Source organism: Mariniphaga sp., from assembly GCF_041687215.1.
Lineage (GTDB): Bacteria > Bacteroidota > Bacteroidia > Bacteroidales > Prolixibacteraceae > Mariniphaga.
Genome location: NZ_JAWLCI010000058.1, coordinates 15382 through 31651, shown reverse-complemented (window position 1 = coordinate 31651; position 16270 = coordinate 15382). Strand labels below are relative to the sequence as shown.

14 protein-coding genes are annotated in these 16270 nt (G+C 38.6%); 6 read left to right on the top strand and 8 right to left on the bottom strand.

Annotation, left to right across the window (positions count from 1 at the left end; all coding sequences use genetic code 11):
- On the bottom strand, positions 1 to 2510 hold a 2510-nt coding region (locus tag ACESMA_RS16990), incomplete at its 3' end, for an ATP-binding protein (protein WP_372950054.1).
- 525 nt (positions 2511 to 3035) lie between these two features.
- On the opposite strand from ACESMA_RS16990, the gene ACESMA_RS16985 reads away from it, so the two are divergent.
- On the top strand, positions 3036 to 3761 hold the full coding sequence (locus tag ACESMA_RS16985) for a redoxin domain-containing protein (RefSeq protein WP_372950053.1): 726 nt from the start codon (positions 3036 to 3038) through the stop codon (positions 3759 to 3761).
- A 137-nt stretch (positions 3762 to 3898) separates the two neighbouring features.
- Here the strand turns inward: ACESMA_RS16985 and ACESMA_RS16980 are convergent, their stop codons facing one another.
- Both ACESMA_RS16980 and ACESMA_RS16975 read right to left on the bottom strand, forming a co-directional pair.
- On the bottom strand, positions 3899 to 5317 hold the full coding sequence (locus tag ACESMA_RS16980; RefSeq protein WP_372950052.1) for a PQQ-dependent sugar dehydrogenase: 1419 nt from the start codon (positions 5315 to 5317) through the stop codon (positions 3899 to 3901).
- Positions 5318 to 5543: 226 nt separating this feature from the next.
- Positions 5544 to 6674, bottom strand: a complete 1131-nt coding sequence (locus tag ACESMA_RS16975) for a glycosyltransferase family 4 protein (RefSeq protein WP_372950051.1) — start codon at positions 6672 to 6674, stop codon at positions 5544 to 5546.
- Between the two features lie 58 nt (positions 6675 to 6732).
- Here ACESMA_RS16975 and ACESMA_RS16970 point away from each other — a divergent pair, with 58 nt between their 5' ends.
- The 3 genes from ACESMA_RS16970 to ACESMA_RS16960 are packed head-to-tail and all read left to right on the top strand — an operon-like array spanning position 6733 to position 9575.
- On the top strand, positions 6733 to 7482 hold the full coding sequence (locus ACESMA_RS16970) for an FkbM family methyltransferase (protein WP_372950050.1): 750 nt from the start codon (positions 6733 to 6735) through the stop codon (positions 7480 to 7482).
- Between the two features lie 11 nt (positions 7483 to 7493).
- Positions 7494 to 8936, top strand: coding sequence for an oligosaccharide flippase family protein (locus tag ACESMA_RS16965; RefSeq protein WP_372950049.1), 1443 nt, complete (start codon positions 7494 to 7496; stop codon positions 8934 to 8936).
- A 6-nt stretch (positions 8937 to 8942) separates the two neighbouring features.
- Positions 8943 to 9575, top strand: coding sequence for a DUF3267 domain-containing protein (locus ACESMA_RS16960; RefSeq protein ID WP_372950048.1), 633 nt, complete (start codon positions 8943 to 8945; stop codon positions 9573 to 9575).
- An 18-nt stretch (positions 9576 to 9593) separates the two neighbouring features.
- Here ACESMA_RS16960 and ACESMA_RS16955 read toward each other — a convergent pair whose 3' ends face one another.
- The 5 genes from ACESMA_RS16955 to ACESMA_RS16935 all read right to left on the bottom strand — a co-directional run bounded on the left by ACESMA_RS16955 (position 9594) and on the right by ACESMA_RS16935 (position 13616).
- Positions 9594 to 9854, bottom strand: coding sequence for a Txe/YoeB family addiction module toxin (locus ACESMA_RS16955; protein WP_372950047.1), 261 nt, complete (start codon positions 9852 to 9854; stop codon positions 9594 to 9596).
- On the bottom strand, positions 9851 to 10114 hold the full coding sequence (locus ACESMA_RS16950; RefSeq protein WP_372950046.1) for a hypothetical protein: 264 nt from the start codon (positions 10112 to 10114) through the stop codon (positions 9851 to 9853). The genes ACESMA_RS16955 and ACESMA_RS16950 overlap by 4 nt, the downstream gene beginning before the upstream one ends.
- A 166-nt stretch (positions 10115 to 10280) precedes the next feature.
- On the bottom strand, positions 10281 to 11621 hold the full coding sequence (locus tag ACESMA_RS16945) for a sensor histidine kinase (RefSeq protein WP_372950045.1): 1341 nt from the start codon (positions 11619 to 11621) through the stop codon (positions 10281 to 10283).
- The gene (locus ACESMA_RS16940) at positions 11621 to 12985 is read right to left on the bottom strand and encodes a sigma-54-dependent transcriptional regulator (protein WP_372950044.1); all 1365 of its coding nucleotides are present in this window, start codon (positions 12983 to 12985) and stop codon (positions 11621 to 11623) included. Before ACESMA_RS16940 ends, ACESMA_RS16945 begins: the two co-directional genes overlap by 1 nt.
- Before the next feature lie 181 nt (positions 12986 to 13166).
- Complete coding sequence (locus tag ACESMA_RS16935) at positions 13167 to 13616, bottom strand: transposase (protein WP_372950043.1); 450 nt, start codon at positions 13614 to 13616, stop codon at positions 13167 to 13169.
- A 747-nt stretch (positions 13617 to 14363) separates the two neighbouring features.
- Here ACESMA_RS16935 and ACESMA_RS16930 point away from each other — a divergent pair.
- Together ACESMA_RS16930 and ACESMA_RS16925 are read left to right on the top strand one after the other, a co-directional pair.
- On the top strand, positions 14364 to 15614 hold the full coding sequence (locus ACESMA_RS16930) for an efflux RND transporter periplasmic adaptor subunit (protein WP_372950042.1): 1251 nt from the start codon (positions 14364 to 14366) through the stop codon (positions 15612 to 15614).
- Positions 15615 to 15802: 188 nt separating this feature from the next.
- On the top strand, positions 15803 to 16147 hold the full coding sequence (locus tag ACESMA_RS16925) for a four helix bundle protein (RefSeq protein ID WP_372950041.1): 345 nt from the start codon (positions 15803 to 15805) through the stop codon (positions 16145 to 16147).
- The last annotated feature ends 123 nt before the right edge of the window (positions 16148 to 16270 follow it).

The window sequence follows — 16270 nt, the reverse complement described above, 5'->3', positions numbered from 1 at the left end:
GTTTTCTGAAGGAAAACCTGATCAATTGAAATTGCAGTAACTTCAGAAGGTTTTATTGTAACTGATTTGCGGAAACGTTCGCGTAGAAGTTTACGCTGTTTTAAAAGATTATCAATTTGAACTATCAGTTCTTTCGCTTTAAAAGGTTTGGTAATGTATGCATCGATACCTGATTTCAGACCTTCTATTTTGTCATCGAATCCTGCTTTTGCAGTTAACATGACCAGCGGAATATGACTGGTTTTTTCGTTGTTTCGAATTTTTTTACTGAACTGGAATCCATCCATTTCCGGCATCATTACATCAGTAATTATTAGATCGGGAATTTCATCTTTTGCTTTTGATACGCCTTCTTCACCGTCTGAAGCTTCTATTACTTTGAAATCTGTTTCCAGCAGCTCACGAATATAATTCCGTACGTCAAAATTATCTTCAACTATTAAAATTATTTCCTCGTTGTCAGAGCCGGTAGAATCCAATACAGGATTTTTTTCTTCTGTTTCAGTTATATTATAATTATTAACTTGTAAAGATGTGCCGGTCTTCAGTTTGGTAAACTTATCTTTTTCAATTTTAAAATCACTTATTGGAAACCGAATGATAAACTCACTGCCTTTACCTTGTTTACTATTTACTGAGATATTTCCTTTATGAAGTTCAACCAATTCTTTTGCCAGCGCTAATCCTATTCCTGTACCTTCATGTTTTCTTGTGGCCGACCCGTCCACCTGATAAAATCTGTCAAAAATATGTGGCAACCGATCAGATGGTATCCCGATTCCGGAATCTTCAATCCTGATTTCGGCAATGGAATCAATGACGTTCAGGCTGACTTTAATATCACCTTCAGAATCAGTAAAATTGAATGCATTTGAAATAAGGTTATAAAAAATGTTTTCCATTTTATCCGGATCAAAAACAACCGGAATGTTTTTATATTCCGATTCAAACTTTAATTTAATTTTTTGTGATTCCGCAAGCGATTCAAAAGAATAAAACAGACTTTTTAAGAATGAAACGATGTTATGCTGTCCTGCTTTTAACTCCATGGTTCCTGATTCCAGTTTGGAAAGATCCAATAGCTGGTTTATCAAAGTAAGAAGCCTTCTTGCATTCTTATCTGCAATCTGAAGTTTCCTTTTTTCCTTGGCCCCAATATTTCCAGAAATTATACTATCAATTTGACCGAGAATTAAAGTCAGTGGCGTCCGGAATTCGTGAGAGATATTTGCAAAAAACCGGGACTTCAACTTGTCAAGTTCCTGAAGTTGCGCCTGTGCTGTTTTCAATTCATTTAAAGTAATCTCAATTTTGTTTTTTGCTTCTTCAACATTTTTAAAGTCTTCATACCGGGCATAAGCTATTGAAAATGCTTCAGCCAATGTTTTAACCAGTTCCAGTTTTTCATCGGTTAGTGCGGAAACATTTCCAACATAAAGAATACCCTGGGCGAAAGGAACAAAATGCAGGTGAAGATATTCCGGTGGAGCAGACGAACCCTGGTAAGTTTTTTCATTTTGAACTTGTCCGGTTTTAATCATAGATTTTGTCCAGTCGATAAATTCTTCCTTATTCCAGAGCTCTTTGTATATCTGATTCTTCTTCCAATGGTAAACAGCATTTCTTGTGAGTTCATTTGAGTCAAAGGACAAATTCAATACTGCCAGCGACTTACCATCTGGTGTGGTCAGGTAAACCTGAATTTTTTCTTCCTCTTTATCCACAAAAAAAACGCCGCAACGTATAAACGGCACTTCCAGTGTTTCCAGTTCACGCCAGATAATCGTTGTAATACGGTTGAGGTCTTCGGAAGTGCGCATACTGGCAATTTCACCGCGGACTCTGTCCAAAGATGCCTGTTTAATTGCTTCACGCGCCAAAGCTTCTGCCTTTTGGATGTCGAGAAACCGGGTGTAACTCTGTTCAAAAACTTGTCCAAAGCGTTTCAAAATCATATTATCTTCATCAGACAATCTTCTTCCAAAATGATTAACTACAAAAATGGATGTATAATGAGAAACTGAAACAGACCTTGTATAACCGCCTTCGCGGGAAAAAACCTGTTCTTTCCATTCAGGAGTGGATGAATTGTACGGCGGATATTTAAACAAGTGTTCAAAGAATTCATTTTTTTCTTCTTTTGTATATTCCTCCACAAAAAAACGCTCCCCTTTTGTAGTTGCCTCAGCCAATACTCTGTAAATGGGGCGATCCAGAAAAGGAATAGCCGCTCTTTTCATATACGTTTCTGCCACCCCGGTAGAGCCCCAAAATGTGAATTGCTTATCAATTTCGTCATTATTGATAACCATAAACACCCCGGTTATATCCAGGTTCATATTATTCAATTCCCGGGCAACCAAATTAACAACCTTCTGTAAGTCAGATGAATGACGCATCGACATAGCATATTCTCTTACTTTCTCAAAAGCTTTCTCAATTTCCAGTTCGCGATTTTTAGCTAATAGCTCTTTCTCCAGAGCCTCAATTTTTAACTTTGATTGTGTCATTTAAATTTTTCTATAAAAATTTAGCGAATAATAGCTTTACTGAAAATTGTATATAACTTTTGCCGGCAATCTGATAAAACGAAAAGGATGAGAAATGCTCGTAAAATAACACCATTAGCATTTGAAAAACAGCCTCGTTGAAATTTAATTTCCAAATCATTTTTTTTTGAATTCAGTTCAATTTAAGGATAATTTTCTAATTGAAAGCTACTATAAAGTAAGGAATACTAGTGGTTTTGAATTTTGAAATAAAATGTTCTAAAATATTGCATGTTAAATGTTAAAAAGTATTAAAATACATTTATATATGAAATCCAATAATTACAAAATGAAAGTGAATATCTATCAAATTGTCAAATATAGATAGTAAAAACTACAAAATGCAAACAAAATTACATAAATATGGTCAATAAACAAGAAATTTAATTATCAAATATTCTTTTTGTTTTCGAATGCATGTTATACAGCATGTTTTTGTGCTTTGGCATAGCGGTAACTTGTATGTGAAATTTAAAATTAGATATCATGAAAAAAATGTTTTTGACACTTACAGTAACAGTATTTCTTATAGGAAGTGCAGTTGCAGAGGGGAATAAAATTCCACTTATCGGTTCTAAGGCTCCCTCATTCACTACTCAGTCAACTAACGGGAAAATAACTTTCCCCGATAGTTTTGGAAACAATTGGAAAATATTGTTTAGTCACCCACAGGATTTTACACCGGTTTGCACATCTGAACTGCTTGAACTTGCTTACATGCATGATGAATTCGAAAAGCTGGGAGTGAAACTGGCAGTTATTTCAACCGATGATGTAAAAATCCATAACCTCTGGAAAGCGCATATAGAGGATTTGGATTACAAAAACAGAGGCAAACAAAAAGTTCATTTTCCTATTTTGGATGATCACAAAGCTGAAGCTTCCAAACTTTATGGAATGCTGCATGAAACTGCAAGCACAAACCGTGATATAAGAGGGGTTTTTATCATTGATTCCAATAACATGATACGCTCAAGTAATTTCTACCCCATGGAAATTGGCCGGAATATAGATGAAATAATAAGAACAGTTGCCGCCTTACAAACTGCGGAAGATGAAAAGGTGCTAACACCTGCCAACTGGAATGAAGGGGACGATGTTTTGATGCCACATTTTCCTTATACCGAAGAGCAATTGGCAAACGACCCTAATATAAAAGATCAATACTACCGTGTGGGTGACCGGCTTTGGTTCCAAAAGGGTAGTAAATAACAGTGCTAATCTATTTGTAAAATAGCGCAATTTTCCATAGAAATAGTTAGATTTAAACAGCAGAAAAGGGAGCAGAGGCTCCCTTTTTTTATGCTGACATTTTTATCGGTTTTAAAAATTTCATGTCGATTTAAGTTTTACTTTTCAGGCGTTAGCCGAACAACTTTGCCCGGATTATTCAATACTACGTAAATAGCTCCGTCGGGTCCGGTAGAAACATCGCGCACGCGCCCGGCGCCTTTAAAAATTACCTGTTCGTGCACAACGCGGTCTTCTTCAATTTGTAAAAGCCGAACTTCTTCATATTTTAAAGCGCCAACCAGCAACCTGTTTTTCCATTTTTCGAATAAATTGCCGGTGTAAAAATCGAGGCCGCAAACGGCAATGGAGGGTTTCCAGTACAAATTGGGTTGTTCCATGCCCGGCATGTGTGTATTTTCAGTTATAATTGTACCGTTGTAATTTCTTCCGTAGGTAATTGTTTCCCAGCCGTAATTTTTCCCTGATTCTATCTTGTTCAGTTCGTCGCCGCCCATTGGCCCGTGTTCGGTGGTCCAAAGTTCACCGGTTTCGGGGTGAATGGCCATTCCCTGAATATTTCTGTTTCCCAGGCTGAACAGTGTTTTCATTGCATTTTTGTTTTCAATAAAAGGATTATCTGCCGGTACTTTCCCGTCTTTATAAATACGGTGAACTTTTCCGTTGGGCAGTGTATTGTCCTGTGCCTGAAATCCCCGGCCCCGGTCTCCAATAGCAAAATAGAGGTGCCCTTGCGGATCGAAAACAATACGGCAGCCATAATGGTGACGCATCGTGCTATAAGTTTCAGGCGGAGCTTCAAACAAAACCTCCTGGTTTGTCCAGGTGTTGTTTTCAATTTTTCCACGCACAATGCGGGTCAGAGCCGGCGGTCTGTCGCCCTGAAAATCTTCGAGTGCATGGCTGTATGCCAGGTAAATCCAGGCATTTTCTTCATAAAGCGGATCGACAGCAACATCCATTAAACCACCCTGGCCTTCGTGCAAAACTTCAGGCGTATTTTTTACCGGTTCTGGCTGAAGTTCTCCGTTTTTAACTACCCGCAACCGGCCGGGCCGTTCAGTTATTAATGCAGTATTTTTGTCAATAAAATCGATGGCCCACGGAATTTCAAGATTGTCGGCAAACGTTTCCACTTCCATAAAATAATCCATGGTTTCAAACATTTCTGGTGTTGGTGGTTTTACCACACCTTTTTCATCTTCAGCATTTCGGATATACTGAACAACGGCCTGGATTTCATTATCCGACATGGAACGCTCATAGGACGGCATGCCTAAATGTGGTATTCCGTGTTTTATATTTCTACGGATGTAGCTGTCTTCGGCTCCAAATTGCCAAACACCATCAATCAGACTCGATGCCATTCCGCCGTTTAATTCAGCGCCATGGCACTGCGCACAATATTGCTGATACAAAGCTGCCCCGTCAGGCTGGGCACAAAGGGTAAAGCTAAAAGCCATAAATAGAATTACCGGATAAAAGGCGATTTTAAGTTTTTTCTGATAAAAATTCATTTGATACTGGTTTTAAATTTATTAAAAGTACAAAAAACAATTCAGAAAAAAGTTTACTGTTTCATCCGAATTCTTTTAGCCCGAATAATCCAAGAATTATTCCTGTCTCCGACAGCGACTAAGATAACGTAAAAACTTTTTTTAAAAGTTTAACTTCATCTAAGTCGGGATTAACCTGCATTTCATTCATTACAAACAAAATTTATGAATAATACAGGTTAGAAAATCAGGAGTCTAATGCCAACTTATGAATACTTTCCCATAAAAGACCGGATGTTTTATCCCAGCTAAATTTATTTTTCTGTTTAAATCCTTTTTCAATGAGCTTGTTTCGTAAATCTGAATTGGAGGCAATTTTTTCCATAGCCTCAGCAATTTGCTTCACGTTTTCAGGTTCAACATACAAAACTGCGTCTCCGCCAACTTCGGGCATGGAAGTGGTGTTGGAACATATCACCGGAACTCCGGCGCTCATAGCTTCCAGAATGGGTATTCCAAAACCTTCGAAAAAAGGCACGAAAGTGAGGGCGAGTGTAGAACCGAATATTCCGTAAAGTTGCTGTTGTAAAACCCTTCCGGTAAAAACCACATCGTTTTTAAACTGCATTTTTTGCCAGGTTTCAGAAATTTCGCCGGTTTTATGCATTTCACCCCCAACAATTAAAAGTTTTGTCGGGCTGTCCGAGTTTGATTTAAAAACATCGAATGCTTTCAGCAATCCGGCCACGTTTTTACGCGGATGCAAAGCTCCCACAAATAAAAAATAGGGAACTCCACCGGTATATTTTTCTCGAATTAACTTTTGTTCTTTGGGAGGAAAAGGTATGAATTTTTCGTTACAGCCATCGTAAACCACATCAATTTTTTCAGGATTAACCTGGTATGTTTGGGCAATATCAGTTTTCGAATAGTTTGAAACTGTGGCAATTCTTGTTGCTTTTCGGGCAAATTTTGGGAAATAGTAATTGTAATACCAGCGTTTCATTCCGGGGATATCCTGCGGCCGGTGTGCAAAACTAATATCGTGAATTACAGCCAACTGCCGAACTTTTGTTTTTAGTGAAATATACCCGTCGGGCGAAAGGAATACATCTGCCTTATATTTTTTCAGTAACCGTGGAATCTGGAATTCAAACCAAAGGTAAAAAAGAACAGGATGCCTTGCGGGAGGGCCAATGACAACCGGTGTAACGTTATCTGAAAAAATGAATTCTTCTGAATACGGTCTATCGAAAATGAAAATAAACTCATGTTCAGGATGATTGCGCGTCATCCGCTTTAATGTTTCAAAAGAAAACCAGCCCATTCCTTCCAGTTTCCCTTTTAATAATAACCTTGTGTTTACAGCAATTCTCATAACAGGATGATGAATTTAGAAATAAAAATCCAATATATTTGCAGAATAGCTGGAATTAATGAAGACATTCATAAAATACATCCTTCAAAAAATATTGGGACTCAAAAACTACCTCTACATTTTTGCTTTGTTTGTTATTGTAAAAATCAGGTGGGACAAAAAAGAAAAGGATTTTTTTTACTTTCTGAATCTGCTGCCTGAAGAAGGAGTAATTCTTGATTTAGGTGCAAACATTGGTGTTACCAGCTATCATTTGGCCAAAGCCCGTCCCAAAAGTAAGGTACTTTCTTTTGAGCCGCTATCGATTAACATGGACATTTTAAAAAAACTGAAGAATAAATTCAGGCTGAATAATATTAAAGAATACCCTTTGGCCGTTGGAAATGAAAACGCTACGCTTAAAATGGTTATGCCGGTAATAAACAAAGTTCCCATGCATGGTTTAAGTCATGCATTGCATCGCGACATTAAGGAAAATAATTCGGGGATGATGTTTGAAGTTCCCATGGTTCGGCTTGATGATTTCAAAGAAGTGAATTTTGAAAATGACCGGATTACCGGAATAAAAATAGATGTGGAAAATTTTGAATATTTTGTTTTGCAAGGCGCAAAGAACCTGATTAAAAAATACCAACCGGTTATTTATTGCGAGCTTTGGGAAAACGAAAGCCGGGGAAAGTGCATTTCACTTTTAAATGATATAGGTTATTCTGCATTTATTTTGCACAAAAAAGAGTTGCTGCCATTTAATGAGAAAACAAATCACAAGCACAATTTCTTTTTTCTGCAAAACCAAATAACTAACTGATTTAAATTGTTTTGAAACGAAAATTTGTTACAAATCTGATTTTGCTACTTGTCCTGAATCTGCTGGTAAAACCATTCTGGATTTTTGGAATCGACCGCACAGTGCAAAACCTGGTAGGCGACGAAAGCTACGGGCTTTATTTTGCGCTGTTCAACTTTTCCATGATTCTCAATATTCTGCTTGATGTGGGCATCACCAATTACAACAACCGAAACATCTCGCGTCACAACTTTCTGCTTCCCAAACACCTGGCTAATATTGTGGGTTTGAAATTGGTTTTGGCAGTTGTTTATGCGGTTTTCAGCCTTGTGGTTGCTGCCATTATCGGGTACAGCAACATCCAGTTCCACCTGCTTTTCTTTCTTATTTTTAATCAGTTTCTCATTTCATTTACGCTTTACCTGCGGTCAAACATCACCGCGCTGCAACTGTTTCGTACCGACAGCCTGCTTTCGGTACTCGACCGTTCGCTGATGATACTTATTTGCAGCGTGCTTCTGTTTACCGATGTGCTGGGTGGAAAATTCAACATCAGGTGGTTTGTGTATGCCCAAACAGTGGCATACATTTTTACTGCTCTCATCACTTTTGCCATTGTCCTTAAAAAATCGGGAAAAATTAAAGTCCGTTTCAATCCGAAGTTTTTCATTGTATTTCTCAGAAAATCATATCCTTATGCGCTGTTGATTTTACTGATGGCCTTGTATAACAGAATCGATTCAGTTATGCTTGAACGACTGATTCCGGGAAAAGAAGGTCAGGAACAGGCAGGTATTTACGCGCAGGCGTTTCGGTTGCTGGATGCTGTTTCCATGTTTGGAGCGCTTGTTGCCGGCCTGCTGCTTCCCATTTTTTCAAAGATGATTAAGCAGCGCGAACCAGTGGGCGAAATGGTGAAACTGGCTTATACACTGCTCATTATCCCGGCCGTTATTGTAGCTGTTTCAAGTGTTTATTACGATGGCGAAATCATGTCGCTGCTGTATAAATCGAACACGGCTTATTCCTCTGATATCCTTGGAATTTTAATGATTGGGTTTATCGGGATTGCGACTACTTACATTTTCGGAACGCTTTTAACGGCCAACGGAAGCCTGAAGCAGCTCAATATTATGGCCTTTTCGGGCATGGTGCTGAATGTGGCTCTGAACCTGATTTTAATCCCACGCCTGCAGGCATACGGTTCGGCTTACGCCAGCCTTACTACACAACTTTTTACTGGCGCCGCACAACTCATCCTGGCCCTGGTCATTTTCAGACTGAAACCAGGTTCCACCTTCATTTTACAATTATTCGCATTTGCCGGTGTAACCATTTTTTTGGCAGTGCTTACCAAAAACATGGATAACTGGATTTACGGCTACCTGACTATGATTACCGGTTCGGTTTTGTTTGCATTTATCATCCGTCTGTTCAGCATCAGAGACATGCTCAATATCATTCTCTACAAATAGATGGATATGACAAATCCAACCATAGAAGAACTACAAAACAGTGAAAATTATGAACTGGTAGCCGAACTGGAACACCGGCAAATTAAGGAGTTCGTAATTGATCAGATTACCACTGAAAGCAAGCTAATTAAAGGTTTTATGATTTACCAGGGAATTATGATTTTGGTGGGCTTGTTTTTTGCCACCCGCCCCATTGTGCTTACCATGCGGGGAAACTCCGAACCACTTTTTTATTTGCTGGGAGCCATAGTTTTCACTTTTACTTTATTGATAATCATTCACGAACTGCTTCACCTTCTGGCGCTGAAAATAACCGGAGCGCCCAAAATTACCATTGGCGGCTACCTCAAAAAATTCATTTTTTACGCCGAAGCAGACCGGCATGTGCTCAACCGGAAACAATTTGCACTCGTCGCACTTACCCCGCTGGTGGTGGTGAAAGCGGTAACTTTGATTGCAATTATTCTCACCATCGGTGAACCTGCTTTCTATTTCTGGATGTTTGTAATGAGCGCCCACAGCCTGTTCTGCGCCGGCGATATCGGGTTGCTTTCGTTTTTCGACCGGTTTCCCAACAGTAAGGTTTTTACTTTTGATGTAAAGGAGGAGAAGCGGAGTTATTTTTTCAGGAAGAAATGAGAAATCAAATATTCTGGCTTAATCATAGTGCCCTTTGCAACTCGCAATGTAAATATTTTGCACATCCACTTTATAAATCAACCTGTGTTCATCATTTATTCTTCTTGACCAATAACCTTTGCGGTTAAATTTGAGCGGTTCAGGTTTGCCAATTCCCCTGAATGGTGTTCGGTCAATATTTTTTATCAGACTTTTTATCTTGTTAAAAACCTTTTTGTTTTCTATACTCCATTGACAAAAATCGTTAAAAGCACCGCTATCAAAAACAAGTCGCCTCATCTTTTATTTAATAACTGGTCGGCCAGTTTGTCAAATTCAGTAGCAGAAAGCGACACTACTTCCTCACCCGACTCAATATTATCAATGGCCCTGTTTACTCTTGTCATATATTCTTCACCTCTTTCATTTAAAATTAAATTGCTTCTCTTAAATGGTTTAATGGTTATCTGCAATTCATTTTCGTTTTCAAAAAGGGCTTTCACTTTTTTCAGCCAGGCCGGTGTCAACTCATTGGGCGATATACGGATTGTTGTTTCCATAAAATATTCTTTTTGTCAAAATTAAAAAAATTACAGTTAATGGAATACATACAGAAAATTGTTTATTGCATTAAGCTATATTTTTCAATTTTGTTTAACGGATTAAACAAAAACAAAATTTCCATGTGGCTTTTCGGATTTTTGTATTGAAAAAGTTCCATCACTTTTAAAACTCCAAAATTGCTTGTGTCAGTTTTCCCGGTTCCGAAAACATTTTCAGGCTGCCTCCATGCAGCAGCATAATTTGCCGTGAAAGACTCAACCCGATTCCTGAACCTGATTCTTTGGTAGTAAAAAACGGAACAAAAATTTTGTCCATCAAATCGTCAGGGATGCCCGGCCCGTTGTCGGTTATAGAAATTTGTGCCCGTCCGTCAGAGTTGATTTCACCTTTTAAAAGAATTGTTCCGTTGGGTTTGTCTTTAAGCGCTTCAAGTGCATTTTTCAGCAGGTTAATCAACACCTGCGAAATTTGCTTTTTGTCGGCGATTATTTCCAGATCGTCTGGCTGTACTTTCCATTCAATTTTTATTTTTTTATCGATGGGTTCAATATCAATCAAAGTGAGGGTGTTGTCGAATAATTGTTTTACCTGAACCTGCTTTTTCTCCGGTTGAGGCAAGCGGGTAAGTTTGCGGTAAGTTTCCACAAAGCTTATCAGTCCGGTGCCTCGCTCATTTATCACTTCCAGGCCTTTTATCGTGTTGTTGATTATTTTCTCTGAAGGCTGCTCTCCGTCCAAGTTTTTGTAGTAACCCCTGATTGTTTGAGAAAGCGAAGTAATGGGGGCCACTGAATTCATTATTTCGTGGGTTAACACCCGAATTAGCTTTATCCATGATTCGAGCTCTTTTGTTTCCAACTCGTTTTTTATGTCTTGAATAACAATTAGTTGTAAATTTTCCTGTGCAGTTATAAACTTTGTAGATTTTACGGAGAGCTGTACAATTCCGAATTTGCTTTTAAAATTCACCAACCGTCGATCTCCTGGTTGCAATTCTTTTATGGCAGAAAAAAGTTTGCGATCGATCTGATTTATTTGTTTGATATGAGTTAAATGTTCGTGACCTAAAAGTTGTTTTGCCGCCGCGTTTGCAAGAAAAATATTTCCTTTTTCATTGTGAGTTATAACTCCGATAGAAACACTTTCAAGGATGGTTTTAAAATAGTGTTCCTGTTCCTGTAAATCAAATTTGATTTTTTTTATTAGCTCGTTAACGCTGTTCAAACTTGAATTGAGCTCGTTCAGCGCTTTGTTCCCGGTATTCACAGGAAAGTTTAAAGATGAATCCTCATTTCTGATTGCATCAAAAAACCATGCAATTTTACGATTGGTTCGGTTCAGAAAATTGATGAGTTCCATTACCTGGAAAATGAAAATGAATGCGGTAAAAACGACCAGCACATAAATTTCCTGATCGAAAAGTAGCCAGCCGGTGGCAATGGCATTTAATGCCAGAAAACAGGAACGTAAAATGATATTTTTATTGAGATGCCGGCTGACCATTATAGGTTGTATTTTTTCATTTTATTATAAAGCGTTTGTCTTGTAATTCCAAGTTTTTCTGCAGCAACCGAAAGATTTGAGCCACTTTTCTGTATCATTTTCGATATCATTTTTTGTTCCATTTCTTCAATGGTTCCTTCAAAAATATCCCCCATATTTTGTGTTACCGGCCTGAAAAAGAAATCATCGGGTGTCAGTTCTTTTTTGTCGGAAAGAATCACTGCCTTTTCGATAGTGTGCTGCAGCTCTCTCACATTCCCCGGCCACTGGTAATTTTGTAATTTTTTCAATCCTGATTCCGATATGTCCGCACAGTTCTTCCGGTACTTGTTACAATAAATTTTCAGGAAATAATCTGCAATGGCAGTAATATCTTCTTTTCTTTCGCGCAGAGGAGAAATCTCAATATGAATGGTATTTATGCGGTACAGTAAATCTTCGCGAAATGAACCGTCGGCAACCATTTCATTCAGGTTTCGATTGGTGGCACAAATCAACCTGATATCCACTGGAACCGCTTTGTTACTGCCAATTGGCGTGACCGAACGGTTTTGAATGGCTGTTAACAATTTGGGCTGAAGCTGAACAGGCAGGTTCCCGATTTCATCGAGGAAAAGTGTACCGCCGTTGGCATTCTCTATTTTACCGGTACGGTCTTCGCGGGCATCGGTAAACGAACCTTTTTTGTAGCCAAAGAGTTCGCTCTCAAAAAGAGTTTCGCTAATGGCGCCCATGTCAACGCTGACCATGATTTCGTTGGCTCTTTTAGAGTGGCGGTGCAATTCGCGGGCAATCAATTCTTTACCTGTACCATTGTCGCCGGTAATTAAAACGTTAGCTTCTGTTTTTGCTACTTTCCTTACAAGATTAAGAATTTCCCTCATTTGAGGCGATTGGGCGATAATGAAATTTTTATCGCGATTGATTTCGCTGCGCAGCGCACTCTCTTTTTGTTTGAGTTTTTTAATCTCTATTTTTGATTGCTGCAGTTTATAAACATTGAGAAGGGTGGTCCGCATTTTTTCGTTGTCCCAGGGTTTCAGGATAAAATCTGCTGCTCCTTTTTTCAGGGCTTTTACAGCCAGTTCCACATCTCCGTAGGCCGTAAAAAGAACCACTTCCATTTCGGGCCTCAATTCACGAATGCGCGACAGCCAGTATAAACCTTCATTCCCGGAATTTACTCCTGCCGAAAAATTCATGTCGAGTAGAACCAGGTCGTGATCACCTGTTTCAATCAGGGATGGCAATTGATTGGGACTGGCAATGGTTTTAACCTCTTCAAAATCATCCTGCAATAAAATTTCAAGCGCACTTAAAATGCTTTTGTTGTCGTCGACTATCAGTAGTTTTCCTTTGGTCATCTTTTTAAAAATATGAGGCTAAAGCCAATCTTGTTTAGTCTTTAACTAATCCGTCGGTTAAAACCGACGGCAATAAATACTTTCCATAACAACTTTCATCTATATTTTTTCTTTTCTTTATTGCCGTTGGCTTCAGCCAACGGATTTATGAGTTGCACAATGATTTCTGGCTTTAGCCACATTAATCATCCTTTTTCCCTGAAATATAACTCCAACCATACTTTTTCATAAATTCATCAACTTCCTCTGTAAAAGATTTTGTTCTGTGATGATTTTCCTGTCCCTCAATATACTTCCTAACAGCAGCTATATGACTTTCGCTTACACTTACCGCCCAAAAATCATCCTGCCACGAAAAATGTTGAGGTATCAGTTTGTTTTTATTTATATAAAAGGAGGATTCTCCTTTAATCAATTGTGCAATTTTACTTATAGTTTGCTCTCTACCCAGTGAAATCAGACAATGAATATGTTCTTTATGCCCGTTTACTGAATCAAGCCAGATTCTCTTTTCAAGGGCATTCTCAGAAATGTGACCAAATACTTTCTTTCTAAGTTCCGATGAATTTAAAAAGGGAGTTCCATCTTTGGTTGAAAAAACCATGTGTACCCAAATTTTGACCCAACTCATAGATTTTAGTTTTTCTGATTTAGACTATTTAATGTGGCTAAAGCCATTTTGTTTTTTACCATTCTGATCCGTCGGTTAAAACCGACGGAAATAAATATTCTCAATTTCAATTTTCATTTCTGTTTTCTTCTTCATTATAATGCTGTCGGCTTTTGCCAGCAAAATTCAATACTGTTTTTTATTTTCTTTATTGCCGTTGGCTTCAACCAACGGAACTATTCTATTCAATCATTCCTGTCTTTAGCCAAATTAGTCTTCATTCCTTCCTGAAAAACCATTTGCACCCAAATCTTAATCAAACTCATTGAAATTATATTTTTTATTAATATTTTAAAAATGCAGCTAAAGCCAGTTTCCCTGGCAGCTTTCTTTTTCCGGCGGTTAAAACCGACTGCAATAAATATTCTCCCTTACAACTTTTATTTCTTTTTTCTCTTTCTCTTTATTGCCGTTGGCTTCAGCCAACGGATTTGAATCAAACATTGATTCCCGGCTTCAGCCACATTTTCTTTCAATTCGATTATCTTCAAAGTTAATCAAGAGCAAATTCAATTCAAACCAACTGTAAAAATATTTTACACAATTTGTCAATTTATTTTACATACATCAAAAAATCCTTTGTTGAAAAAGATGTTAACTCGCTGTTTTTCAAATCAATAAAAAAAATGGCATTTATTTAGCAGTAATATGGCATAGTTTTAAAAATCAACATCAATTGAGAATGATAAAACCATGATTAAAATGGGAATGGACCGAAAAATAGAAAAGAAAAAGGGCATCAGGCCAAAACATATTGGGTATGCACTTGCAGGAATTATATTCATTTTCTTGCTGGTAAAAATAATTTCAGGCTCCGCAGTTTCCACTCTACGGGTTGAAAGGGACAAACTGACCATTGATGAAGTGCAGTACGGCGATTTTGATGATTTTATCCGCACCAACGGAACGGTTGCGCCCATTTCCACCATCTACCTCGATGCCGAGGAAGGTGGCCGGGTGCAGGAGCGGCTGATTGAGGAAGGTGCCATGGTGAAAAAAGGCGATGTGATTCTGGTACTGGAAAACCGGTCGTTGTACGAAAACATTATGAACAGCGAGTCGAACCTGGCACAAAAACAAAATATGCTTCGGCAGACACGCATCAATTTCGAGTCGCAACGGTTGCTTTCACAGCAAAGAGTACTCGATTCAAAATTCGATATTATAAAAACCAAACGATATTTTGAACAGCAACAAAAATTGTATAACGAGGAACTGGTATCAAGGGATAATTATCTTGAAGCAAAAGAAAACCATGAATATGCAGTTGAATTGTACGCAATAAACCAGAAACGGGCAAAAAACGACTCTCTGATTCTTGCAACAGAAATGATACAGTTGGATCAGGAACTTGTAAAAATGGAAAAAACCCTCGATTTAATCTACGAGCGGCTCGACAATCTGCATTTAAAAGCGCCGGTTGACGGGCAGTTGGGAATGCTCGATGCCGAAATCGGACAAAGCATCGGAAAAGGTGTTAGAATCGGTCAAATTAATGTGCTTACCGATTACAAGGTGGAGGCATTTATCGACGAGCATTACATCGACAGGGTGCGGCGCGACCTTTTGGCCACTATCGAAAGGCAGGGACAAATGTACCGTATGATCGTAAAAAAAGTTTACCCCGAGGTGCGAAACGGGCAGTTTAAAATAGATTTGGTTTTTGAGGGCGAAAAACCGGAAAACATCCGCACCGGACAAACCTATTACATCAACCTGCAACTGGGGCAGCCGCAAAAATCTACGCTGGTTAGCCTGGGTGGTTTTTTCAACAGCACCGGCGGCCAATGGATTTATGTACTCGATCCATCGGGCGATTTTGCCACCCGGCGCAGCATACGCATCGGACGAAAAAATCCAGGCTATTACGAAGTGCTGGAAGGACTGGAGCCGGGCGAAAAAGTGATAACTTCGGGGTATGATTTGTTTTGTGAGAATGATAAGCTGATACTTCGGTGAGAGCAGAGGACAGAGAGCATGGGGCGGAGAGCATGGAGCAAAGAGACAGAAATAAAAATGATGATCAAAAAAATGAATTTAAATATTAATCAAATGGGCAATTACGGAGCAGTGTGCTTTTCTCCTAACCCTTTGCGCTCTGCTCTTTGCCCTTACCGAAAATTTAAGGTATGGCACATTTTCGATTTATGGATTTAGATATTTATAAGGAATCGATTGAGATGAATGACCGGTTGTTTGATTTGGCAGATAAATTAAGTGACGCTAAAAGTTTTCGGGTTGCCGAGCAGTTGAGAGGTGCCTCCCTAAGCATCTCGAATAATATCGCGGAAGGTTCCGGTTCTTTTTCTGATAAGGATTTCGCAAATTTCCTGAACATGGCAAGAAGATCGGTTTTTGAAACAGCCAACATTTCTTTTGTAGCATTTAGAAGAAAATTCATTGACGAAGTAGAATTGGAACAAATTTTAAATGATCTCGACTTATTAAGTAGAAAAATAACCAATTTCAGAAAGACATTATTGAGAGCTTAGGGCAGAGAGCAGAGTGGAAAGAAAATAGCTAAAGAGTAAAATAATTTAAAAAATGAAAAACAAAGAGGCATATCGCATAAGTCGTATAGAACACCTGATTTCTCTTGCTCTATGCGCCTGGCT

What these genes read in the sequence shown, in the direction of transcription:
- ACESMA_RS16985 (WP_372950053.1), top strand. Translation starts at nt 3,036, where the DNA reads ATGAAAAAAATGTTTTTGACACTTACAGTAACAGTATTTCTTATAGGA.
- ACESMA_RS16980 (WP_372950052.1), bottom strand. Translation starts at nt 5,317, where the DNA reads ATGAATTTTTATCAGAAAAAACTTAAAATCGCCTTTTATCCGGTAATT.
- ACESMA_RS16975 (WP_372950051.1), bottom strand. Translation starts at nt 6,674, where the DNA reads ATGAGAATTGCTGTAAACACAAGGTTATTATTAAAAGGGAAACTGGAA.
- ACESMA_RS16970 (WP_372950050.1), top strand. Translation starts at nt 6,733, where the DNA reads ATGAAGACATTCATAAAATACATCCTTCAAAAAATATTGGGACTCAAA.
- ACESMA_RS16960 (WP_372950048.1), top strand. Translation starts at nt 8,943, where the DNA reads ATGACAAATCCAACCATAGAAGAACTACAAAACAGTGAAAATTATGAA.
- ACESMA_RS16955 (WP_372950047.1), bottom strand. Translation starts at nt 9,854, where the DNA reads ATGAGGCGACTTGTTTTTGATAGCGGTGCTTTTAACGATTTTTGTCAA.
- ACESMA_RS16950 (WP_372950046.1), bottom strand. Translation starts at nt 10,114, where the DNA reads ATGGAAACAACAATCCGTATATCGCCCAATGAGTTGACACCGGCCTGG.
- ACESMA_RS16945 (WP_372950045.1), bottom strand. Translation starts at nt 11,621, where the DNA reads ATGGTCAGCCGGCATCTCAATAAAAATATCATTTTACGTTCCTGTTTT.
- ACESMA_RS16940 (WP_372950044.1), bottom strand. Translation starts at nt 12,985, where the DNA reads ATGACCAAAGGAAAACTACTGATAGTCGACGACAACAAAAGCATTTTA.
- ACESMA_RS16935 (WP_372950043.1), bottom strand. Translation starts at nt 13,616, where the DNA reads ATGAGTTGGGTCAAAATTTGGGTACACATGGTTTTTTCAACCAAAGAT.
- ACESMA_RS16930 (WP_372950042.1), top strand. Translation starts at nt 14,364, where the DNA reads ATGGACCGAAAAATAGAAAAGAAAAAGGGCATCAGGCCAAAACATATT.
- ACESMA_RS16925 (WP_372950041.1), top strand. Translation starts at nt 15,803, where the DNA reads ATGGATTTAGATATTTATAAGGAATCGATTGAGATGAATGACCGGTTG.